The organism is Massilia luteola, assembly GCF_034420155.1.
GTDB lineage: Bacteria > Pseudomonadota > Gammaproteobacteria > Burkholderiales > Burkholderiaceae_D > Telluria > Telluria luteola.
Window position 1 is genome coordinate 108,427 of the sequence record NZ_JAXOFN010000009.1, and the last position, 22,156, is coordinate 130,582.

The 22,156-nt window shown below is 66.6% G+C and carries 15 protein-coding genes and 1 pseudogene; 4 read left to right on the forward strand and 12 right to left on the reverse strand.

Features of this window, described 5'->3' with window-relative positions:
* Positions 1 to 192: 192 nt before the first annotated feature.
* The 3 genes from U9J41_RS12440 to U9J41_RS12450 form a co-directional block, all read right to left on the reverse strand.
* Positions 193 to 1,149, reverse strand: coding sequence for a S66 peptidase family protein (locus tag U9J41_RS12440; protein WP_322402499.1), 957 nt, complete (start codon positions 1,147 to 1,149; stop codon positions 193 to 195).
* 182 nt (positions 1,150 to 1,331) lie between these two features.
* Positions 1,332 to 4,070, reverse strand: coding sequence for a TonB-dependent receptor (locus U9J41_RS12445; RefSeq protein ID WP_322402500.1), 2,739 nt, complete (start codon positions 4,068 to 4,070; stop codon positions 1,332 to 1,334).
* A 182-nt stretch (positions 4,071 to 4,252) separates the two neighbouring features.
* Positions 4,253 to 6,067 (reverse strand): ABC transporter substrate-binding protein, encoded by a 1,815-nt coding sequence (locus U9J41_RS12450; RefSeq protein WP_425260368.1) that lies wholly within the window; start codon positions 6,065 to 6,067, stop codon positions 4,253 to 4,255.
* A 243-nt stretch (positions 6,068 to 6,310) separates the two neighbouring features.
* Here U9J41_RS12450 and U9J41_RS12455 point away from each other — a divergent pair, with 243 nt between their 5' ends.
* Positions 6,311 to 7,549: a nucleoside recognition domain-containing protein gene (locus U9J41_RS12455; protein ID WP_322402501.1), complete on the forward strand. Its 1,239-nt coding sequence runs from the start codon at positions 6,311 to 6,313 to the stop codon at positions 7,547 to 7,549.
* Between the two features lie 20 nt (positions 7,550 to 7,569).
* Positions 7,570 to 9,132, forward strand: a complete 1,563-nt coding sequence (gene dacB, locus U9J41_RS12460; RefSeq protein ID WP_322402502.1) for a D-alanyl-D-alanine carboxypeptidase/D-alanyl-D-alanine endopeptidase — start codon at positions 7,570 to 7,572, stop codon at positions 9,130 to 9,132.
* A 79-nt stretch (positions 9,133 to 9,211) separates the two neighbouring features.
* On the opposite strand, the gene U9J41_RS12465 is transcribed toward dacB, so the two are convergent.
* The 9 genes and pseudogenes from U9J41_RS12465 to murQ form a co-directional block, all read right to left on the reverse strand.
* Complete coding sequence (locus tag U9J41_RS12465) at positions 9,212 to 9,856, reverse strand: hypothetical protein (RefSeq protein WP_322402503.1); 645 nt, start codon at positions 9,854 to 9,856, stop codon at positions 9,212 to 9,214.
* 127 nt (positions 9,857 to 9,983) lie between these two features.
* Positions 9,984 to 10,592 carry a M15 family metallopeptidase gene (locus U9J41_RS12470; protein WP_322402504.1) on the reverse strand — a complete coding sequence of 203 codons (609 nt, stop codon included), beginning with the start codon at positions 10,590 to 10,592 and terminating at the stop codon, positions 9,984 to 9,986.
* Positions 10,589 to 11,494, reverse strand: a complete 906-nt coding sequence (locus U9J41_RS12475) for a LysR family transcriptional regulator (RefSeq protein WP_322402505.1) — start codon at positions 11,492 to 11,494, stop codon at positions 10,589 to 10,591. Before U9J41_RS12475 ends, U9J41_RS12470 begins: the two co-directional genes overlap by 4 nt.
* Positions 11,495 to 11,842: 348 nt before the next feature.
* A pseudogene (locus U9J41_RS12480) lies at positions 11,843 to 12,619 on the reverse strand (N-acetylmuramoyl-L-alanine amidase); the annotation flags it as partial.
* Positions 12,616 to 13,572: an N-acetylglucosamine kinase gene (locus U9J41_RS12485; protein ID WP_322402507.1), complete on the reverse strand. Its 957-nt coding sequence runs from the start codon at positions 13,570 to 13,572 to the stop codon at positions 12,616 to 12,618. The gene U9J41_RS12485 and the pseudogene U9J41_RS12480, both read right to left, overlap by 4 nt.
* Positions 13,573 to 13,826: 254 nt before the next feature.
* Complete coding sequence (locus U9J41_RS12490; RefSeq protein ID WP_322402508.1) at positions 13,827 to 15,419, reverse strand: glycoside hydrolase family 10-like protein; 1,593 nt, start codon at positions 15,417 to 15,419, stop codon at positions 13,827 to 13,829.
* An 8-nt stretch (positions 15,420 to 15,427) separates the two neighbouring features.
* Complete coding sequence (locus U9J41_RS12495) at positions 15,428 to 16,570, reverse strand: acyltransferase family protein (protein WP_322402509.1); 1,143 nt, start codon at positions 16,568 to 16,570, stop codon at positions 15,428 to 15,430.
* A gap of 70 nt (positions 16,571 to 16,640) precedes the next feature.
* Entirely contained in the window at positions 16,641 to 17,906 is a 1,266-nt protein-coding gene (locus U9J41_RS12500) for an MFS transporter (RefSeq protein WP_322402510.1), read from the reverse strand.
* A gap of 49 nt (positions 17,907 to 17,955) precedes the next feature.
* A complete protein-coding gene (murQ, locus tag U9J41_RS12505; RefSeq protein ID WP_322402511.1) occupies positions 17,956 to 18,837 on the reverse strand; it encodes an N-acetylmuramic acid 6-phosphate etherase in 882 nt (293 codons plus the stop codon).
* Between the two features lie 182 nt (positions 18,838 to 19,019).
* Between murQ and U9J41_RS12510 the strand changes: the two genes are divergently transcribed.
* Entirely contained in the window at positions 19,020 to 20,303 is a 1,284-nt protein-coding gene (locus U9J41_RS12510; protein WP_322402512.1) for a serine hydrolase domain-containing protein, read from the forward strand.
* 94 nt (positions 20,304 to 20,397) lie between these two features.
* On the forward strand, positions 20,398 to 21,630 hold the full coding sequence (locus tag U9J41_RS12515) for a D-amino acid dehydrogenase (protein WP_322402513.1): 1,233 nt from the start codon (positions 20,398 to 20,400) through the stop codon (positions 21,628 to 21,630).
* Positions 21,631 to 22,156 lie beyond the last annotated feature (526 nt).

Sequence of the window (22,156 nt, forward strand, 5' to 3'; positions counted from 1 at the left end):
GCCCCCGCCTACGCGGGGGCGACGGTCTCTCAGCTGACGGCTGCTTCCGGCAACGTCACCGTCACCGTCACCGATACCGTCACCGAGACCGTTACCGTCACCGTCGTTCCCGCGCAGGCGGGAACCCAAGTTGCCGGCAGTGCGGTCACGCATGCAACATTGGGCCCCCGCCTGCGCGGGGGCGACGGTATTTCAACTGACGCCGGGCTCCAGCAAGGTTACCGTCCGCGATTCCGTGTCCAGCCTGCCCCGCACGCCGACCGGAATCGTGAACTGGTTGCGGATATGCCCGAACGAATACCCGGTCACCGCCGGCACCCGCAACGGCTGCAAATGCACGTCGAGGGTCTCGTCCAGGGTCAGCGACGGCCCGTCGCCCTGCGGTCCGCAGTTCTCGCAGATGCCGACCATGACACCGGCCGCCTTGTCGAAACCGACCGCCAGATCGAGCTGCGTCATCCAGCGGTCGATGCGGTACGGTTCCTCGTTCACTTCCTCGAGGAACAGCAGGCTGCCCGTGAAATCGGCCGCATACGGTGTGCCGGCCAGCGCACTTACGAGCGACAGGTTGCCGCCGATGAGCGGCCCCTCGGCGACGCCCTCGTGCACGGTGCGCGTGGCGTACCACGGCGCGTCCAGCGCGCGCCGGTCGTTATCCGCCGACATCGGGATCGTGTACGACGCCCGCGGCGCCGTCAGCACGGCCAGCAGGTGCTCGGTCGCATAATCGGACGGCGTGCTCGATGCGACCGGGCCGTGGAAGGTCACGAGGCCCGCGTGGCGGTGAATGGCGAGATGCAGCGCCGTGATGTCCGAATAGCCCAGCAGGATTTTCGGATGCATGCGGATCAGGCGGTAGTCCAGATGGCGCAGCAGGGAAATGCAGCCGGAGCCGCCGCGGATCGCCCAAATGGCTTTCACTTCAGGATCGCGGAACATCGCGTGCAGGTCGGCGATGCGCGCGGCGACCGTGCCGCCGTAATTGCCCCAGACGTCGCGCAAATAGGTGCCCGGCCTGGCGCGAAAGCCCAGCGACTCGATGTGCCGCACCGCCTTCTCGATGGCGGCGTCGCTCGTGTAGCCGCCCGGCGCGACGAGGCCGACGACGTCGCCGCGGGCGAGGCGAGGAGGTTTGATCAGTGGTGTCATGGTGGATGCGGACCGCGCGGACGCGAAGGGTAACAACAGCGCCGCCGCCATCGTCGCGTTGAATCTGCGCCTGCCGTTCATGGGATGTGGTTCAAAGTTAAACGGCCCGCGCCGCGGAAGCTTGTGGCTTCCATGGACGCGGGCCGCCGGTACGCCAAGGATACTGGCAATCCGGATGACGGTTAGAAGAAGCGGTACTTGACGTCGAAGCTCAGCGAGCGGCCGCGCGGATCGGCCACGCGCGGATCCCAGCCGGCGCCCACGACTTCGTCCACGTTGTGCGCCGTGAACGGCGGCTCGCGGTCGAACAGGTTCTGGATGCCGACGGTGACCGTCGTGTTCTTGATGCCGGTGTACGTCGTCGACAGGCCCCACGTCGTGTAGCTGGCCACGTGGGGGTTGAAGCCGGCCGGCGGCGTGCCCTTGCCGCCGTTCGGCAGCTCGTCCGCGTAGCCGTCGCGGTACAGGTTACTCAACAGGAAGCCCCACGGGCCCTTGTTCACGCTGAACGTGGCGTTGTGCTTCCAGCGCAGGTACAGGTCGCGCGTATAAAAATTGCCCACGTATTCGACGTACGGCTGGCCCTCGAACTCGGCGAATTGATAGCTCTGGGTCCAGGTGCCGTCCAGCGTGGCGTTCCAGCGCCAGCCGTCCGGCAGGTCGCCGCGGCCGCGCAGGCCGACGTCGGCGCCGCGCGTCTTGAGGCCGGACGCGTTGATCCAGCCGGCGTCGACGTAGGCGATGGTGCCGTCGGCGTTGCGGTGGATGTACTGGGGCAGCGACGCCTCGTTGGCCAGCACGACTTGCGGCGTACGGTTCAGGATGCGGTCCTTGATGTTGATCGCCCAGTAGTCGACCGACGCCGAGAAGTTCTTGCTCGGCTCGACGATGAAGCCCAGCGTGCCCTGCTTCGAGGTCTCCGGACGCAGGCCCGGATTGCCGCCGCTGAAATACGACAGGCGCTCGATCGCGCAGAAGCGCGGATCGCCCGGGTGGGTCGCGCAGCCGACGGGGTCGTTCACGCCGTTCGGCAATTCCTGGCTCAGGCGGCCCGAATACAGCTGGGCGAAGCTCGGCGCCAGGAAGCCCTTATTCGCGGAGCCGCGCAGCATCAACCAGTTCGTCGGGCGGTAGCTGAACGCGATCTTCGGGTTCGTCGTGGCGCCGATCAGGCTGTAATCGTCGCGGCGCAGCGCCAGCTGCAGTTCCAGGTTCTTCATGACCGGGACCACGAGCTCGGTGTAGATCGCCTTGATGTTGCGGTTGACCGTGTCCTGGTTCGCATTGCCCGGCGCCAGCAGGATCTTGGTGGCGTCGACGTCCTGCGCGAAGCCGTAGCCCTCGCGCCGCAGGTCGGTGCCGATCGCGCCCTGCAGCGGGCCGGCCGGCAGCTGCCAGATCTCGCCCGAGACCGACGCGTTGAACTGCGTCAGCGTCGTCTTGCCGTGCTGCAGGCGGCCGTAGAACTTGGTCGCTTCCAGCGCCTGCATCGCGGCCGCGCTCTGGCCTTGCGACGGCGCGGCGAACGGGTTCACGACGCCGCTGCCCAGCACCTGGTACAGGGCGCTCGTGTAGGCGTAGCCGTCGACGAGGTCGGTCTTGGTGTGGCTCTCGCTGTGCGACAGGTCGATCTTGTAATCCCACTTGCCGGCGAAGGTGCCCTCGGCGCCCGTCATCAGGCGCACCGTATCCGTCGTGTAGTTCTGGGTGCGGTTACCCAGCGGCCACGCGCGCCATTTGTAGATGATCGGTTTCGTCTTGTCGAACGAAGCGATGTACGGCGACAGGTCCTGGTAGTACGGGCCGCCGGCCGGATACGCGTTGCCGTTCGCGAGCGAGGTGGAGATCTGCGTCGGCGTCAGGATCGCCAGCGACGTCGTGTGCGCGCCGACGGCTTCGGCGAACACGCGGTGGTTCGGGTCGATCTGGAACGTGGCGCGGGCGACGCCGTTGGTGCGCTCCGTCGGCAATTGCATCACGTAGTCGCCGCCGTAGTCGTAGGCGCAGGAATGCGTCGAGCGCAGCGGCGACGTCACGTCTTTCCACAGCGCCGTCGCGTACTGCATCATGCCCGGCACGCTGTCGCACTTGCCTTGCAGGCTCAGCAAGCCCGCCTGCAGGTATTTGTTCGGATCGCCCGGCAACTGGTAGTTCGCGCCCAGCGCCGTGCCGGCGCCCGCAAGCTGGTTGGCGACCGGGGTGCCGGTGGTGTCCGGCGACAGGCCGCGCGCCGGCTGGAAGCCGTTGGCGAAGGAACGCTGGTGCGAATCGAGTTCGTTGTCGCGGTCGTAGCCGATGGCGGCCATGATGTTGAAGCGGTCGGTGTCCAGGTTGCCGTGGCCGGCCACGATCTGCAGGCGGCGCGTGGCGCCGCCGCCGTGCTGGGTCCAGTTGCCGCTGGCATTCGCCTGCACGCCTTCGAAGTCGGTTTTCAGGATAAAGTTGATCACGCCGCCGACGGCGTCGGTGCCGTAGATCGCGGACGCGCCATCCTTGAGGATCTCGACGCGCGCGACGGCCGCCAGCGGGACCGTGTTCAGGTCGACCGCCTTGCCGGACAGGCCGTAGCCGGAAATACGGCGGCCGTTGATCAGCACCAGCGTGCCCGACGGACCGAGGCCGCGCAGCGACGCGAACGACCCGCCGCCGCTGACGCGGTCGGCATCCGCACCGAACACGTTATTACCTGAAGTCATATTGTCGGCGCCCGTGCCGTTCGCCGAGATCAGGCGCATCAGCTGTTCGGCGTTCGTGACGCCCTGCTTGTCCAGCTGGTCCAGCGTGATCGTCTGCACCGGCAACGCGCCTTCGGTGGCGATGCGCTTGATGCTGGAGCCCGTGATTTCGACACGTGCGATCGGTTTATCGGACTGCACCTGCTGCGCGACAGCCGGTGCGGCGGCGCCGATCAGGGCGATCATGTACGCTAACTTTTTTAATCTCACGTGCCTCTCCTTGGTGCGCTATGTCGATGCGTAATGTCTTTGCATTACGTTATGTCGTCTTCAAAGGTAAGCGCACTGGCGCGCGCCCAGCCAATGAAAATTCCGGAGTTGAGTATAACTACAGGGAATGTTTCACTAAGTTAATCTAGCAAAAACTATCACTTCCCTCTTGCGGCACGTGCTCTTTCCGCAACATCGACGTCCAGATAGCGCCATTGCGTGAATTCGACGGGGTGGCGTTTGTAGTTTTTGAGCCACGGTTGGCGGATATCGGCCGACAACACATGCGTCAACGGCACCCACGGGTTGTAGGCGTGGATCAGCTGGTTCATCTCGACATACAGCTTCTGTCGCTCGGGACCATCCTTGAGTTTGTGCGCCTGCTCGTAACGCTCGTTATAGGCCGGGAGGTTGAAGCGCGCATAGTTGGCGCGGCCCGCGTTCGGGCCGTACAGCAGCTGATAAAAATTGTCGCCGTCGGGGAAGTCGGCGATCCAGTTGCTCTCGAACATTTGCACCTTGCCGAGGCGCGACGCCTTGATGATTTCCGTCTTTTTATCGGACTTGAACACGACGCGCAGGCCGACGGCGTTCAGGCATTTGCGCCACAACTCGTCGCGCAGGCGGCCGCCGACGGTCGCTTCGCTGCTCATCTGCAAGGTCAACGGTACCGTGCCACCGCCCAGCATCGGCATGCGGCGAAACCCATCCGGGTCGCGCTTGCCGTAGCCGAAGCGGTCCAATAACGCATTCGCGAGGGCCGGGTCGTAGGGAACGGGGCTGCGGTAATTCGGGTCGTAGCCGAGCACGCCCGGCGGCAGCGGCGACTCGGCCTTGATCGCGAATCCCTGTTTCAGCAGGGCGATGTCCTCGGCGCTGTTGTAGCTGAGCGAGATGGCCCGACGCAGCGCCACCTTCTGTTTCGAATAGCCGCCCAGCACCGGATCGTCCATGTTCATCCACATGTAATAGGTCTGCAGCACGGGGAAGCGATACAACTGCATGCCGCGCGCGGCGAGGTCCGGTCTCAGCTTGCCGTGCGTAATGACCATATCCGTCATCGACTCCGGCACCTGCTCCAGGTAATCGTATTCGCCGTTCAGGAAGCCCAGCATGCGGCCCTGGAATTCTTCCGCGATCTTGACCTCGACGCGGTCCACGCGCGGCAGCTTCTGTCCCTCGAGCGCGCGGGCGATGGCGCGGTCGGCCGGATCGGTAGCCGTGTCCGCCGTCACGCTGGAGTGGAACACGGACGTCGAGGCCGGATTGGCGACGAGGACGATGCGGTCGCTGCGCTTCCAGTCCCCCAGCATGAACGGCCCCGTGCCGACGGGGTGGTTGCCGGCCTGGCCCGGATACGCCTCGATCACCTCGCGCGCGACGACGCCCGTGGCCGGCGTGGCGAGATAAAACAGGAAATTGTTGTCCGGCGCGGCGAGGCGGATGCGCAGCGTGTATTGATCGATGGCTTGCAGGCCGGGGATGTCGGTCGCGTAGCTGAATGCGGTTTTCAGCGCCGCGTCGCCCAGCAGTTTGTCTTCGAACATGAACGACCACGGCGACTTCAGGCTCGGGTCGTACAGGCGCTTGATGCTGTAGACGTAGTCTGCCGCCGTCACCTCGCGCGGTGGTCCCTTGAACGCCGGATCGGGCGTGAAATGCATGCCGCGGCGGATGTGGAACGTGTACGTGAGGCCGTCGGCGGATACCTCCGGCAGAGCCTGCGCGCCATCGCCCTGCAGTTTCACGGGCCGCGCGAGATAGTCGTAGCGCAACAGCGGATCGAACAGGTTTTCCAGCAGGGACAAGGTCGCGATGTCAGAGGCGACGGCCGGGTCGAGGCCGGTCTCGCTCGTCGACAGGAACATGTGCAGGACCTTGGGTTCCGTGGCAGCGCCCTGGGCGGCGGCGACGGCGAACGGGACGAGAGCGGCGAGCAGCAGGGAAGCAAGGAGGGAACGGCGTGTCGGCATGGCGGGGGTCCTGGAAGCGTTGCGTATCATAGGCTCAGGCGTTAGACGCAGGCAATACGCGCGGGCGGCCGTGCCACATGCGGAGGCGCCGGCGGCAGAGCGGCCGGCGCCTCCATACATAACTTTTTTACATAGCCGCACGGCATTCTTTCATCAGCGCAGCTTGCTCTGCGCCTATACTCTCCGCTGCACAATCGAGCTCAGGCCCGAGGCCGGACCCGGCCGGCCTGAACCAACGACATCATGGCTTTAAATTACATCTGGACCGGCTTCTTCCTCGTCGGCTTCGTTGCGGCCTTGGCCCAATGGATCTTTCTCGGGGATACCGAGATTTTCAAGCGCATCATCGACGGCACCTTCGACGCCGCCAAGATGGGCGTGATGGACATCGCCCTGCCGCTGGCGGGCGTGATGACCTTGTGGCTGGGCATCATGAACATCGGCGAAAAGGCCGGCGTCGTCGGCTGGCTGGCGAAGCTCATTTCCCCGTTTTTTTCGCGCATCTTCCCGGACGTGCCCAAGGACCACCCCGCCACCGGCCACATGGTGATGAACTTTTCCGCCAATCTGCTGGGCCTGGACAATGCCGCGACGCCATTCGGCCTGAAGGCGATGGAGAGCCTGCAGACGCTGAATCCGAACAAGGACACGGCCAGCAACGCCCAGATCATGTTCCTCGTGCTGCACACGTCGGGCCTGACGTTGATCCCGCTCGCGATCATGGCCCAGCGCGCCATCCTCGGCGCAAAGGACCCGTCCGATATTTTTATTCCGTGCATGATCGCGACCTATGTGGCCACGGTCGCCGGCATCATCGCCGTGTCCATCCGCCAGCGCATCAACCTGCTGCACGGCGTCGTGCTGGGCTGGCTGGGCGGCATGACGGCCGCGATCGCCGCGCTGATCTGGTACTTCACGCACTACCTTACGAAACCGGAAATCGAAACGGTGTCCAAGGTCGCGAGCAACCTGATCCTGTTTTGCATCATCGTCGTGTTCATCGTCGCCGCCCTGCGCAAGGGCGTCAATGTGTACGAGGCCTTCATCGAAGGCGCCAAGGGCGGCATCCAGACCTCCCTCACGATCATCCCCTACCTCGTCGGCATGCTCGTCGCCATTTCCGTGATCCGCAATTCCGGCGTGCTCGGCTACATCGTGCAGGGCCTCGAATGGCTCATCCGGCTGGCCGGCCTCGACACCGCGTTCACGCCCGCCCTGCCCACCGCGCTGATGAAGCCGCTGTCCGGCAGCGGATCGCGCGCGCTGATGATCGACGCCATGAAGACCTATGGCGTGGATTCGTTCGTCGGCCGGCTGGCCTGCATCTTCCAGGGCTCGGCCGACACCACGTTCTACATCGTCGCGCTGTACTTCGGCTCGGTCGGCGTGCGCAAGACCCGCTATGCGATTTCCTGCGGGCTGATCGCCGACGTGGCCGGCATCGTCGCGGCGATCGCGGTGGCCTACGTGTTCTTCGGCTAACGTTTATTTCAAGGACAGGCATGCTTCGTCGTCACGCGCTTTCTCTCCTTTCCGCCGCGCTGCTGGCCATCGGCAATCCGGCCGCGGCCCAGTCGCAGCCATCGCCGTCACCGTCGCCGCCGTCGTCGATGACGACACCGTTGCCGCTGCCCGTCATGGACGCGCTGCGCACGGCCGCGATTCCCGAAGACGCCGTGAGCGTGCTCGTCCTGCGCGGCGACAAGACGGTGCTGGCCCACCTGGCCGACCGTCCCATGCAGCCGGCGTCGACCATCAAACTCGTCACGACGCTGGTCAGCCTCGAGCAGCTGGGCCCCGCGTTCCGCGGCCGCACGGAGATGCGCACGACGGGCGAACTCAAGGGCGGCGTGCTGAAAGGCGACCTCGTGCTGCGCGGCGGCGCCGATGCCGACCTCACCACCGACGCGTTGACGACCATGCTGCGCAGCCTGCGCTACCAGGGCATCCGCACCATCGCCGGCAACCTCGTCATCGACCGCCAGCTGTTCAATCCGGCCCGCCTCGACCTCGGCGTGCCGCCGTTCGACGAATCGCCGGAAGCGTATTACAACGTCGCGCCGGACGCCGTCTTCGTCAACCGCAACATGCTGCAACTGGACCTGCGCTCGACGCCGCGCACCGACGGCCGGGCCGCGACGCGCGTGCGCGTGGCGATGCAACCCGAACTCGACGGCGTGACCGTCGAATCGGACCTGAAGCTCGTCGACGGTGCCTGCCAGGCCTGGGAAGACGGCTGGCAGACGCCGGAAGCGGTGCCGCGCGCGGGCGGCGGCATCAAGGTCGTGCTGCACGGGACCTTTCCGAAAAACTGCGTGGCCAGCGAGTCGATCAACGTGATCGACCGCCAGGAATACGTCGCCCGCCTCGTGCGCCGCGTCTGGAAGACGCTGGGCGGCACCCTCGCCGGCACGGCCGTCGAAGGCGCCACGCCGCCCGATGCGCGCCTGCTGGCCGAGCACGTCTCGCGCGCGCTGCCGGAGATCATCCGCGACACCAATAAACCTTCCGACAACACGCTGGCGCGCCTGCTCTTCCTGAGCCTGGGCGCGCTCGAGCCGGACCCCGTGCTGGGCAGCCGTCCGCAACCGGGCGACGCCGCGACGGTGCCGACGCTCGCGCGCAGCGAGGCGACGGTCCGCGCCTGGATGCGTGCGCACGGCATCGACGACACGGGCCTCGTGCTGGAAAACGGCGCGGGCCTGTCGCGCACCGAGCGCGTCACGCCCATCCAGATGGCGGCCCTCCTGCAAGCCGGCCTGCGCAGCAACTGGGCGCCGGAATTCCTGGCCAGCATCCCGATCGCGGGCGTGGACGGCACGATGCGCCGCCGCCTGCATGACAGCCCGGCCGCCAGCCACGCCCGCCTCAAGACGGGCACGCTGTCCAACGTCGTGGCGCTGGCCGGCTATGTGCAGGATGCGGATGGCAGGCAATGCGTGCTCGTCGCCTACGTCAACAGTGACCGGGTCAGCAACGGGCGTGGGCGGGCCGTGCTCGATGCGCTCGTCGATTGGGTGGCGCGCCTGGATGGTACGCCGTCGGCGGTGTCCGCCACACCGTAACGACACCGCCGTCGCGTATCGCCGCGTGGACGGCGCTGACGTCACGACAGGTCCACCGCAGCGTATGTAGCTGTCCACCCTACGGCCGCGCGGCAAGCGGTACCTCGCCCCCTTCCATCCACGGCGTGCCCGGCAGGTTCGGCTTCGCTTCCACGAGCGACACCTGCGCCCGGGTCGTCGTGCGGATCGCGCGCACGATGTCCAGCATCGTGTTTTCCGTAAATTTTTCCGGCGTGCCGAACATCATCCCGCCCACCCGGCGCGGCCAGGACAGCCAGCCGCCGTCCGGTTTCGTGAAGACGGCGTACATGTCGAGGTGGTAGCCGTTCTTGTACGGGAACAGGCAGGCGACCATGTTCATGTTGTCGCCGCCGCGCACGTGCGGGGCGGCCTTGGCGGTCCAGGCGGCGCCTTCGCAGCTGGGGCTCTTGTCGACGGCGGTGCCCGGCGCGGCGCTCGCGGGATCGGCCATCCGGAAGTGGCCGGGCAGGTCGGTCACCTCGACGGCCGGCGTCGCGATGGCGGCCTCCTTCACGTTGCGGCCGATGCCGTCGGTGGCGGCGCGGGCCACGGCCGGGGCCGGGGCGTCGGTCTTGATGTCGAATACGCGGTAGTACTCGACCGTGGTGTCGCGCGACGCGAACCGGCTGCCGCTATCGGTGCTGCAGCCGGCCAGCACGGTCATCAGCAGTAGTGCAAAACAGGACAGCAACGAGCTCTTCATCTCCTATCTCCTTCGCTTGGGCGGGGTTCAGTGGACCGATTGTCCCGGCCGGCGAATACTGGAGAATGAGCTTGCTCAAGCGTGCACGGGGGCCGTCAGCGTGGCGCGACAGCGCCGTGCGACGGGCTCAGAGCACGCGGCGGAAAGTCGCGCGCACGACGTTGCGGTCGCCGCAATCGAAGTGCCACCACTCGGTGTTGATGCCGACGAAGCCGGCCTGGAACATGGCGCCGCGCAGCAGTTGGCGGTTGGCGATCTGGACGGCCGTGAGTTCGCCGCTCGCGACGAAACGCTCTTCCAGCGCGGGATGCGACAACGCCGTCATGTCGTCGAAGCCCGTGCCCATGTCGAGTTCGCGGCCCTGTTCGTCCAGGATCGTGATGTCCAGCGCCATCCCGAACGAGTGGATCGAACCGCGCTCTGGATTCGCGAGGTACATCTGCAGACCGGTGCCGGCCAGCGCGTCCCACAGTTGCTGCTGCACGCGCTGCGGGCGCAAGGCATCCAGCACGAGCGGCGTGCAGCCGGGACGTCGTTCGTGCAGCCAGGCGACGACGCGCTCCAGCGCGCCAGCCGCGTCGCGGTGCAGCCAGGCGCAGTCGTACGGGGAATACAGGTCGCGGCCAATAAAATTGGCCGGAGTCGCGTAGCGCAGGTCGACGGCGATGCCGGCGATCGTGGAGAGGTGACGGAACTCGGGGTGGCCGGCGATGTCCTCGCTGGCGATGGTATTCATGAACATCCCTTGTCTAAAAGACTGCGCGCAGTGGCGCCGATGCAATTGGCCAGTTCGCGCGCCCCGTGCGACAGCGGCGCGTGGCTGGCCGTCAGCAGGTACAGCTGGACGGGGATCGCCGGCGCCCACGGGCGGCACTGCACCTTGCCCGGCGCGGCGGACGCGGCCGTGAACGGGTCGAGCACGGCCGTGCCGGCGCCCGCCTCGACCAGCGACCTGGCGATCTGGTACGTCTGCACGACGGTGTGGAAGACCGGATGCACGTCCTGCGCTTCGCACGCGGCCACGACCATTTCGCCGAGCGGGTCGCGGTCGGCCAGGCCGATCAATTCTCCGCTGAGGCCGGCCGGCGTGATCGGTTGCCGGCACGCCTGCTCGGACCACGTGCCGGCCGGCGCCATCACGGTCAGCGCGCCCTGGGCGATCGCCTCCGCTTCGATGCCGGGATGGCGCGGGTCCTGCAGCGACAAGGCGAGATCGGCCTCGCCGAGGCGCAGCGCGTTCACGATCTCGCTCGTGTGGAAGGTGGCGAGCTCGCAGCGCGTCTGGGCGAAGTCGCGCCGCCACATGGTCAGTGCGGCGGGCAGGACGGAGACGGCGATGGTGGGCGTGGAGACCAGCCGCACGGTTTCTTCGGCGCGATTCTTGAGGCTGGCGGCGAGGCGGCGGATGCCCTGCAGGTCGCGGTTCAGTTTTTCCGTCTCCGCGAACAGGCGGTGCGCTTCCGGCTTCGGATACAGCTTGCCGCGCACGCGCTCGAACAACGGCATGCCCAGCTGGAGCTCGGCATGCTGCAGGACTTTCGTCACGGCCGGCTGCGAGATGTGCAGGACCTGGGCGGCGCCGCTGATGGTGCCGACCTGCATGATGGCGTGGAACACTTCGATATGGCGCAGACGCATCTTCAATTCCCGGCGTGTAAATGACTTCCGCGCCTCATGGGCGCGGAGCCATCAAGGATATCGGAAAACCGGCGCCGCGGCGTAGCATCACTGCTGGACAGGCAGCGGCGGTGTTGCGGGAACGACATCCGAAGCGGGCGGGACCGGTGGAACCGGGGCCTCCGGCGGCACGGGCAGCACGGGCGACGCGGGCGGTACGGGCTCGGTCGGCGGCAGGGGCTCGCTCGGCGGCACTGGTGGCTGCGCCGGCACCGGCGGCATCGGCATCGGCGTCACGCCGGGAATGATGACGGGCGACGTCGTCACGGGCGCCGGCAGCGGCTGCGGCAGCGGGCCGGTCGGGTTCGTCAGCGCTTCGAGCAGGGCGGCCGTCTCGACGTCCGGCACGCCGTCGATGTTCGCCGGCCGATATTTCATCTGGAACGCGGACAGCACGGTGCGCGTCTGCTCATCCAGGTTGCCGGACTGGACCAGGCCATAGCCCCACGCCGCCAGCTTCTTCTGGTACCACGCGATGTCCGGCAGCTGGACCTGGAAGATCGGCACGAGCATGGCGACGCGATTCGCATCCGGCCACGCGACGAGGCCGGCGGCTGCCAGCTGGCGCCACGGGAACATCGGGCCCGGGTCCTGCTTGCGCAGCGGCGCGATGTCGGAATGGCCCAGCACGTTTTCCGGCGCGATGTGGTGGCGCGTGACGATGTCGCGCACGAGCGGGATCAGCGCGTCGATCTGCGACTGCGGGAACGGCGCGTAGACGCGGCCATTGGGCGTGTCCTTCCAGCCCGGGTTGACGATCTCGATGCCGATCGAGCTGTTGTTCAATTGCGTGAAATTCTTCCAGCTCGAATTGCCGGCATGCCAGGCCGCGTTCTTCTCGTCGACGAGGTTGTAGATAATGGGGACGGGGTCGTCCGTGACGAGGTAGTGCGCGCTGACTTCCTGCTGGGTCAGGATCTTGATCGAATCCGCGCGGTTGCTGACGGTGTAGTGCAGCACCAGGAAGCGCGCGCGGCTGCTCTGGCCCCGCGCCGTGTACGTGTGGTCGTATTGCGGTCCGGCCGGGGGCGGCGTGGCGCAGCCGGCCAGCAGGGCGAGGAGCAGGGTTGCGACGAGAATCTTCATGGCGGTGTCATTGGATTGAGTGGGTCGGATGCGAGCGCCATGCGCGCCGCCGCGTGATGGGCGTGGCCGGGCGCCTGCGTCAGGGCGATGCCGGGCAGGCTTGCCCGCATCGTGTCGACGATGAGCGGATGCAGCTCGGCCGCGCGTCCGGACACGGCCACGGGACGCGGCCCGAAGCGCCCCGTCAGCGCCAGCGCCAGGCGCGCGAGTTCGCGGCCGGCCGCGCGCAGGATCTCGGCGGCAACCGGATCGCGCCCGGCGCACGCGGCCACCGCGAGCGCGAGCTTGCCGACGGCGCCCCGTTCCTGGCCATAGATGAACTGGCGCGAACAGGCCCAGTCGGCGCCGCCGACGTAGTCGAACACGGCCTGCGCCAGCGGCGATTGAGTCCAGCGGCCGGGCCGCTCGTCTTCCTGGCGCCAGATGTGGCGCAACGCCTCCTTGGCGATCCAGAAGCCGCCGCCGCCATCGTCCAGCACGACGCCGCGTCCGCCCGCGCGATGAAACTGGCCGTCCGCATCGACGAACGCGCCCATGGAGCCGGTGCCCGCGTACACGAGATAGCCTTCGCCCGGTGCGAAGCTGGCGCGGTAGGCGATCTCCATGTCGCTGCAAAAGTGGATGGCTTGCGGATCGAGGTGCAGTTCTTCGGCGAGCCAGCGCTGCAGCAGTTCGCTGTCGCCGCCGAAGCCCGTCAGGCCGGCCTCGACGCGGCTCGGCACGCCATGCACGAGCGCGTCGGCCGCCAGTTGCGCGAACGTGGCGCGGACGGCGTCGCGTCCTTGCGGCGTGCCCATCTGCAGGGCGGACAGGCCGGCGACGCGGCCTTCGGCGACGATGGCGCCGCCGGGCGCGGCGAGCGCCCAGCGTGTCTCGGTGCCGCCGGCGTCGATGCCGAGTCCGAGGCCGGATGCCGGACTCGGCAGTGTAGGTTCGGGTTGCGAATCGATCATGATCATCCGCCAGTGTACGCCGTCAGGCCGGCCTGATGCGAATGAATGCTGAAAGTAACTGCATACCTAAATGTTATGGCGCTCACTCCGGTAATTCCATCATGAATATTGTTAGCGCACCGGGGCCTCGGAAACCGTAGCGAGCGGCCGCAGATTTGGCCGGGCCACGCTGGCCGAGAAGCGCAGCTGTACTTACGGTACAGCGAGCATCGCAGGGCAAATCTGCAACGCGCAGTAGGTTTACGAGGCTCCCCTCACGCCTTGCGCCAGGCTTCGACGCGGGCGCTCTCGTTGCCCAGGCGGTCGACCGCGCTGACGACGATGGCGTCCGCCACGCCCAGCTTCGCATCGTCCGGTACGGCCCAGTCCACGCGCGACGCCGGCGCCACGGCGAAGCGCCACTGGTTGCCGAAGCGCGACCAGATCGCGTACATCGCGTTCGCCTTGCCCGCCGCCAGCTTCAGGTAGACGGACGGCCCCTTGCGCACGGCGGCGACGGACGGCGCGCCGGGACCTTCGTTGCCGAGCCACGGCGTGGCAGGCACGAGTGCGGGCGCGGTATAGGCGGCGGTGCGCAGCTGGTCGCTGATGCCCTTGCGGTTTTCCATCAGCGGGGCCATGCTGAAATGGACGTGGCCGCCCGCGCGCGGGCGCGTGCGCGTGAGGTCGATCTGGTCGACGATTTCCTGCGGCGGATACTGTTTGGTGGGCGCGCCGATGCGGCTCGTGAACAGGCCCGGCCAGACGTGGCGGCCCTTCGTGTTCTGGCCGATCCAGTAATCGAGCAGCACGTCGTAGGCCTGGCCCGGCTGGTGGATGGCCCAGTACAGCTGCGGCGAAAAATAGTCGAGCCAGCCGTTTTGCAGCCACGTCTCGGCGTCCGCGTACAGCTTGTCGTACTGCGAGAAGCCGACGATGCCGGGCGGCCGGCGGTCCGGGCGGCCCAGGCCGAACGGGCTGATGCCGAAGCGCACCCAGCTCTTTTCGCGGTGGATGCCGTCGTACAGCGCCTCGATCAGGCGGTTGACGTTCTGGCGCCGCCACGACGCGCGATCGAGCTTCCCACCGCCGGCCACATAGCGCTGCCACGAGGGTTCATCCGGAAAGTCCAGCTCGGCCTTCGCGGTCCGGCCTTCCAGCGCCGCGCCTTCCGCGCCGGTCATCACCGGCGCTTCGATCGGGTAAGGATAAAAATAATCGTCGATGTGGACGCCGTCGATGTCGTAGCGGCGCACGACGTCGAGCACGACGTCCAGCGTCTGCTTGACGGCGGCGTCCTCGCCCGGGTCCATCCACAGGTATTTGCCGTAGGCCTTGACGGCCGCCGGATTGGTGCGCGTGATGTGGTTCGCGGCGGCCGGAGAACGAGCGCCGTTGTGGCGCGCGCGGTAGGGATTGAACCAGGCGTGCAGCTCGATCCCGCGCGCGTGCGCCTGCGTGACCCAGAATTTCAGCGGGTCGTACCACGGCTGCGGCGGCTGGCCCTGCACGCCCGTCAGGTATTCCGACCACGGTTCCAGCTTCGACGGGTAGATGGCGTCCGCGGCCGGGCGCACCTGCAGCACGATGGCGTTCAGGTTCAGCGCCTTGGCGCGGTCGAGGATCGCGATGGCTTCGGCCTGCTGTTTTTCCGCGGAGAGGTTCGGCTTGCTAGGCCAGTCGATGTTGGCGACGGTCGAGACCCACGCGGCGCGGAATTCGCGCGGGGCCGGCGGCGGCTGGTCCCCCACGGGCACGTCCGCCGGCACGGGCGTCGTCGTACTGCAGCCCGCCATGAGGCCACCCACCGCCAGCGCACCGGCGACTCCCGCGAACGCGAATGCGCGTCGTTTCTGATCAGGTTGCAAACCAACTCCTAGACTTTTACGAACCACCGTTTGCGCCACATGCCCCACGCGATCAGGAACATGCACGCGTCGAACAGCACGGCGTGCAGCAATGACGTATTGACGGCGCCGATGGGCAACGCGGCGATCGGCGCATACAGCGCCTGGCCCAGCGTGCGCAGGCTGCCGTCCGGCTGCGCGAATTTTACATAGCCCAGCATTTTCGCGATAAATCCGGAAAACGCAAAGATGGACAGTGCGTTCATGCCGTAGATAACGAACGGACGTGTCCAGCGCGCCGCAAACGTACGTACGCGCGCGGACGGGCTGACGTCGAGCAGCCAGTAGAACGCGGCGTACGCGAGACAGGCCAGGCCCGTCATCAACAGGCAGTACGACGGCGTCCACAGGCTTTTGTTGATCGGCATGAGGATGATATCGAGAATCGTGCCGATCGCGACGCACGCGATGCCCGCGCCGACCAGTCCCGCGACCTGCCGGCGGCGCTCCACGCCGGATGCGAGCCAGCGTCCGGCCAGCACGCCGAACAGCTGGCTGCACAGCGCGGGCAAGGTCGAGACGAGGCCTTCCGGGTCCCACGTCTTCGATTGCACCCACAGATGTTTGCCCAACAGCGTGCGGTCGACCCACGCCCCGAAGTCCTGCCCGGGGGCCAGGACGCCGGCGCCGATGCCCGGCACGGGCACATACAGCATCAGCACGCTGTACAACGCGAGCAGGCCGGCGATGGCGGCCAGCTGCAGCCGCCAGCCGCAATACACGACGATGGGCGCGGCCAGCAGCGTGCACAGCGCGATCCGCTGCAGCACGCCGGGAATACGCACTTTGTCGACATGAAAATACGGCATGAAGTTCAGCAGGAAACCGATCAGGAAGATCAGCAGCGCGCGCTTCGCCAGCTTGGCGAGCAGGCGCGGCCGGTCGGCGCCGGCCGCGGCCAGGCGGCCCAGCGACAAGGCCATCGCCACGCCGCCGATGAACAGGAAGAACGGAAAGATGCAGTCGGTGAAGGTCCAGCCGTTCCACGTCGCGTGTTCCAGCGGCCCGTACAAATGATGCCAGTCGCCCGGATTATTCACCAGCACCATCGCGGCGATCGTGAAGCCGCGGAAGGCGTCGAGCGAAACAAGACGGCTGGAGGTAGCGGGCATGTGGTCTCTTTTTATTCGTTAGCTCTAACCGTCGCCCCCGCGCAGGCGGGGCCCAATTTCTGCGCGTCGCTCATTTTTTCCCGAATTCCGGATCGATCTTGACCAGCGCCGCCATCGCGAACGCGGGGATGGTCGCCAGGCACGTCCAGACGAAGAAATGCTGGTAGCCGATCATCTCCTGCAGCTTGCCGCTCCACATGCCCGGCACCATCATCCCCAGCGCCATCAGGCCCGTGCAAATCGCGTAATGCGCCGTCTTGTACGGGCCGTCCGACACCATGATCATGTACATCATCATGGCCGTGAAGCCGAAGCCGTAGCCGAACTGCTCGATCGCGAGGAAGCCGGCAATGACGCCGAGATGCTGCGGTTGCACCGACGACAGGTACACGAACACGAGGTCGGGCAAGTGCACGGCGACGACCATCAGCCACAGGCAGCGCTTCAATCCGAGGCGCGAGATCAGCCAGCCGCCGAACAGGCCGCCGATGGTCAGGGCGACGATGCCGATGGTGCCGTAGGCCGTGCCGTACTGCTCGGTCGTGAGGCCCAGGCCGCCCGCGCCGACGGGGTCTTTCAAGAACGGCGCGACGAGTTTCAGCAACTGCGCCTCGCCCAGGCGGAACGTCAGGATAAAACCGAGGATCAGCCAGATGTCGCGCTTGCGGAAGAAGCTGGCGAAGGTGGCGAAGAAGCTGGCCAGCGGATTGGTCCCCTCCGCGGCCTTGTGGTCGGCGTCCGGCCGCGGCAGCACGGCCTGGTGCCACGCGCAGAAGGCAAAGAACATCCCGCACAGCACGAAGAACACGATGGCCCAAGCCTGGTGCACGTCGCCCAGCGAGCGGGACAGGTGGCCGGCCAGGATCACGAGCGGCCCCTGCGCGGCCAGGGTCGCCAGCCGATAGAAGGTCGAGCGCACGCCGACGAACGCGGCCTGCTGTTGCTGGCGCAGGCCCAGCATATAAAAGCCGTCGGCGGAAATGTCGTGCGTGGCGGAGGCGAACGCCATGATCCACATGACGCCCAGGCTGATCATGAAGAATGACGGCAAGTGCAAGGTCGCACCGACGGCGCCGAGCGCGGCGGCCAGCACCAGCTGCAGCGAGACCGTCCAGCCGCGCTTGGTGCCGAACAGGTCGACCACCGGCGACCACAGCGGCTTGATCACCCACGGTAGATACAACAGGCTCGTGTAGAAAGCGATGTCGCTGTTGGACAGCCCCATGTCCTTGTACATGATGACGGACAGGCTGTTGGCGACGATGTAGGGAATGGCCTGGCCGAAATACAACGAGGGCACCCACAGCCACGGGTTCTTGGATTGCGTAGTCTGCATATTCTTTCGTCGTCGGGCCAGGCGACGCTGCCGGAGGGCCCGCGCCGCGTCAGCCGGCCAGGGCGGCGCGCACGCTGCCGCGCGCGCTCTCCAGCAGGGCGCGCGCCTGCTCGACAGGGATGTTCTTGGACAAGGCCACGATCGCGACCTTGACGTGGAAGTCGCACTGCGCCAGCACCGCCTCGGCCGCATCTTCGCCGGCGCCGGTCGCGAACGACGTCAGGCGGATGGCGCGGCGGACCAGCTTGGCGTTGGTCGCCTTCAAGTCTACCATCAGGTTGCCATAAACCTTGTTCAAACGCACCATCAGTGCGCTCGAAAACGTGTTCAGCGCGATTTTCTGCGACGTGCCCGCTTTCAGCCTCGTACTGCCGGAGATGGCTTCCGGGCCGGTGTCCAGCGTGATGCCGATCTCGGCCTCGTCCGCGACGGGCGCGCCCGGATTGTTGGCGAAGCCGATCGTCAGCGCCCCGGCCGCGCGCGCGGCGCGCAGGGCGCCCAGCACGTACGGCGTCGCGCCCGAGGCGGCGATGGCCAGCACGACGTCGTCCGGCCCCACGTTCACTCCCGCGACGTCGGCCGCGCCTTGTTCCACGTTGTCCTCGGCGCCTTCGACGGCGACGAACATCGCCTCCATCCCGCCCGCCAGCAGCGCCACGGCGCGCTCGTGCGGCCAGGAAAACGTCGGATACAGCTCGACGCTGTCCAGCACGCCCAGCCGGCCCGAGGTCCCGGCGCCCACGTACACGAGCCGTCCGCCCTGCTTCATCCGCGGCAGCGCGGCGGTGACGGCCGCGGCGATGCGCGGCGCGGCGGCCCGCACGGCGTCGACGGCCTTGAACTGGTCGTCGACGAGCACGTTCACTAGCTCGGCGGTGGGATATTGATCTAGGGACGCGTGTTGTGGAGCGGGGGTTTCGGTGTTCAGCATCGCTGTGTGGGGTGCGGCCGGATGTGTGGACATGACCAGTGTAATACCGATGACGCCGGGTCTGTCATGAAAGGATCGGCCGTTGTCATTCCGAAAAGTTATGCGGGATTGACATCGATGCATTTGCCGGGCGCGGGCCGAGTCCGTATTCTCGCCTGCATATCGACGATACGGGGATGACGATGAACAGGGTTCGACGCAATCTGCTGGGCGTGGCGTTGCTGGGCGCCACCGGACCGCTGCTGGCCGCGCCGTCGCGGCGCCGTACTGCCGCACTGGACGCGGAACTCGCCGCCATCGCCGCGGATCCGGCCTGCGAGCTGGCGAGCCTGTCCGTGCTGGCGTTCCGCGCCGGCGAGGTCGGCTACCGCTACCAGTGCGGCCGGCGCTTCATCGGCCACGATGGCTTGCCCGATAAGCCGGTCGGGCCCGACACGCTGTTCCGCATCGCGTCGATTTCCAAGATGATGACGACGCTCGGGCTGATGCGCTTGTACGAAGACGGCAAGGTCAACCTCGACGCCGACGTCTCCGGCTATCTCGGCTTCACGCTGCGCAATCCGCATTATCCCGGCCAGGCCATCACCCTGCGCCACCTGCTCACGCACACGTCCTCGCTGCGCGACGAGGCCGGCTATTCCTGGGGTGCGGAGGTCGCGCTGAAGGACGTGCTCGTGCCCGGCGACGGCCGGATGTTCGCGACGAACGCCGGCCCGGGCGCATATTTTACGTACTGCAACCTTGGCTGGGGCATCATCGGCACCGTGATGGAGAGAATCAGCGGCGAACGCTTCGACCGCCTGATGCGGCGCCTGCTGATCGATCCGCTCGGCCTGCGGGCCGGCTACCTTCCGGCGGAGCTGCCGCCCGCGGCACTGGACAATCTGGCCACGCTGTACCGCAAGCGCACGGTCGACACGGAAGTCTGGGACCCGGACGGCCCGTGGATCGCCCAGGCCGACGACTACAGCGTCAAACCGCCGCCCGCCATCGACCGTTACGTGATCGGCACGAACGCCACGCCGTTCAGCCCGACGGGCGGCCTGCGCATCAGCGCGCGCGACCTCGGGATCGTGATGCGCATGCTGATGGGACGTGGCCCGCGCCTGTTGAAACCAGAAACGCTGGACCTGATGTTCAGCCGCCAGTGGACATACGACGGCCGCAACGGCGACACGGCGGACGGCCTGTTCCATTGCTGGGGCCTCGGCAACGAGCAATTTCCGGACGCGCCAGGCACGCGCGTCGTCGACGGCGGCGGCTTCCCGGCCGTCGGGCACCTGGGCGATGCGTATGGGCTGATGTCCGTGTTCGTGTTCGATCCGGCCCGTCGCAACGGGATGATCGTGCTGGTGGGCGGGACGTCGACGGATCCGTTCGCGCCCGCGAACAAGGGTCGGTATTCATCGCTGGCGCGGTTCCAGGAACGCATCCTGACGGCGCTGTACCGGGGCGCCATAACATGAACCCCGGTTATGCCCGCCCGCTCTACATTCATTGGCCGAGCTCGGGGCCAGCCCCTAAGCTTCTTCGCATGTCAATGTTCAATAGCGTGCACGGATGCAACAAGTAATCGTCATCGGCGGCGGCGTGGTCGGGCTGACATCGGCCTGGTGGCTGGTCGAGGCCGGCTACCGGGTCATGCTGGTCGAACGAGCACCGGACGTGGGCACCGGGACGAGCTACCGCAACGGCGGGCAGCTGAGCTATCGCTACGTGTCGCCGCTGGCGGACGCGGGCGTGCCGCTGAAGGCCTTGAAATGGCTGTTCCAGGAACACGGCCCGCTGCGCTTCCGTCCCCAGTTCGACGCCCACCAGTGGCGCTGGCTGGCCGCCTTCCTCGCCAACTGCCGCGCCGACCTGAACCGCAAGACGACGAATAAACTGCTGGAACTGGGCGAACTGTCGCGCCGCGCGATGGCCGCTCTGGAGCCCGTCGTGCCGCTGGAGGCATTCGCATGGCGCGATGCGGGCAAGCTCGTCGTCTACCGCACCCGCGCCGCCTTCGATGCGGCCACCGCGAAGTCGGATGCGGGCGCGGTGTGGAACGCAGCTCAATGCGTCGCGCGCGAACCGGCGCTGGCGGCGATGGAGAATAAACTCGCGGGCGGCATCTACAACGGCGGCGAAGCCGTGGCCGATTGCTACGCCTTCTGCGTGGCGCTGGCCGAACGCCTCGCCGCGCATCCGCGCTTCGACGCTTTTATCCACGGCGAGGCACAGCGCTTCGTCACGACGGGCGGCAGGGTGACGGGCGTACAAACGTCGGCCGGCATGCTCGGCGCCGACGCCTACGTGCTGGCCGCCGGCATGCAGAGCCGCGCGCTGGGAGAAACGGCCGGCATCGCCCTGCCGATCTATCCATTGAAAGGCTACAGCCTGACGGCGCCGATCCGCCAGGACGACGTCGCGCCCGAGATCAGCGTCACCGACTTCGAACGCAAGGTGCTATATGCGCGCATCGGCGACAAGCTGCGCGTGGCGGCGATGGTCGACATGGTCGGCGAAGACCTGAGCCTGAACCCGACGCGCCTGGACAGCTTGACGCGCCAGGTTCGTGAGACGATGCCGCGTGCTGCGGACTACACGCAGATCACGCCGTGGGCCGGGCTGCGTCCGGCGACGCCGAACAGCGCACCGATCATCGGGGCGACGCCGTATTCCAATCTTTGGCTGAACGTGGGGCATGGGCCGCTGGGGTTCACGTTTGCTTGCGGGACGGCGAGCCTGCTGGCGGATCTGATGCGGGGGAAGGCGTTGCCGTTTGGGTTGGATGGGTTGACGCTGGCCTAGTGGTTGGCAACTTCATTTTGCCCTTGCAGTTGCGCCCGGATTTGCGCCACCAGTTTTTCGCGTTCCGGCATCGGGCGAAGAATTCACGCAAGCGTTCACCCATAATTGTTGGCCATCCCTGGAAATGAACAAAAGGTGTTCTTCGCCGACTACCGTCGGATAGGGTTAGCTGTCGCTTGAGCGTTGCACGTCATTGCAACAAATGGCGCAGCCGGAGGCATTTCCGCAAACACGTCGCGGCACGCACTGAAGACCATGCCGAATACACAAAGAGACCGTTCATTCTCATACTGTGTTGGGTGGCTTGTCGACTTATCCACAAACAATGCGGGGCGGTTTATAGAGCACGCGAGTAACACTCTCTTTTTTTCATTCGAACACGGCCCGACCAGCCAAGCAGTGACCGAATAGCCTATCTGAACGGCAATTTAAATTGCCATCGATCAATGCAGACATAATCGCGCGCCCTACACTAGATCACATAATCCCTTAACCAGATTTCTGGAGCGATTATGCGAAGGTTCCG

Bases quoted from the DNA above. Each gene is read 5' to 3' on its own strand.
- U9J41_RS12495 (WP_322402509.1), bottom strand. From the start codon at position 16,570: ATGCCCGCTACCTCCAGCCGTCTTGTTTCGCTCGACGCCTTCCGCGGC.
- murQ (WP_322402511.1), bottom strand. From the start codon at position 18,837: ATGCTGAACACCGAAACCCCCGCTCCACAACACGCGTCCCTAGATCAA.
- U9J41_RS12445 (WP_322402500.1), bottom strand. From the start codon at position 4,070: ATGATCGCCCTGATCGGCGCCGCCGCACCGGCTGTCGCGCAGCAGGTG.
- U9J41_RS12455 (WP_322402501.1), top strand. From the start codon at position 6,311: ATGGCTTTAAATTACATCTGGACCGGCTTCTTCCTCGTCGGCTTCGTT.
- U9J41_RS12450 (WP_425260368.1), bottom strand. From the start codon at position 6,067: ATGCCGACACGCCGTTCCCTCCTTGCTTCCCTGCTGCTCGCCGCTCTC.
- U9J41_RS12510 (WP_322402512.1), top strand. From the start codon at position 19,020: ATGAACAGGGTTCGACGCAATCTGCTGGGCGTGGCGTTGCTGGGCGCC.
- U9J41_RS12470 (WP_322402504.1), bottom strand. From the start codon at position 10,592: ATGAATACCATCGCCAGCGAGGACATCGCCGGCCACCCCGAGTTCCGT.
- dacB (WP_322402502.1), top strand. From the start codon at position 7,570: ATGCTTCGTCGTCACGCGCTTTCTCTCCTTTCCGCCGCGCTGCTGGCC.
- U9J41_RS12485 (WP_322402507.1), bottom strand. From the start codon at position 13,572: ATGATCGATTCGCAACCCGAACCTACACTGCCGAGTCCGGCATCCGGC.
- U9J41_RS12500 (WP_322402510.1), bottom strand. From the start codon at position 17,906: ATGCAGACTACGCAATCCAAGAACCCGTGGCTGTGGGTGCCCTCGTTG.
- U9J41_RS12465 (WP_322402503.1), bottom strand. From the start codon at position 9,856: ATGAAGAGCTCGTTGCTGTCCTGTTTTGCACTACTGCTGATGACCGTG.
- U9J41_RS12475 (WP_322402505.1), bottom strand. From the start codon at position 11,494: ATGCGTCTGCGCCATATCGAAGTGTTCCACGCCATCATGCAGGTCGGC.
- U9J41_RS12440 (WP_322402499.1), bottom strand. From the start codon at position 1,149: ATGACACCACTGATCAAACCTCCTCGCCTCGCCCGCGGCGACGTCGTC.
- U9J41_RS12515 (WP_322402513.1), top strand. From the start codon at position 20,398: ATGCAACAAGTAATCGTCATCGGCGGCGGCGTGGTCGGGCTGACATCG.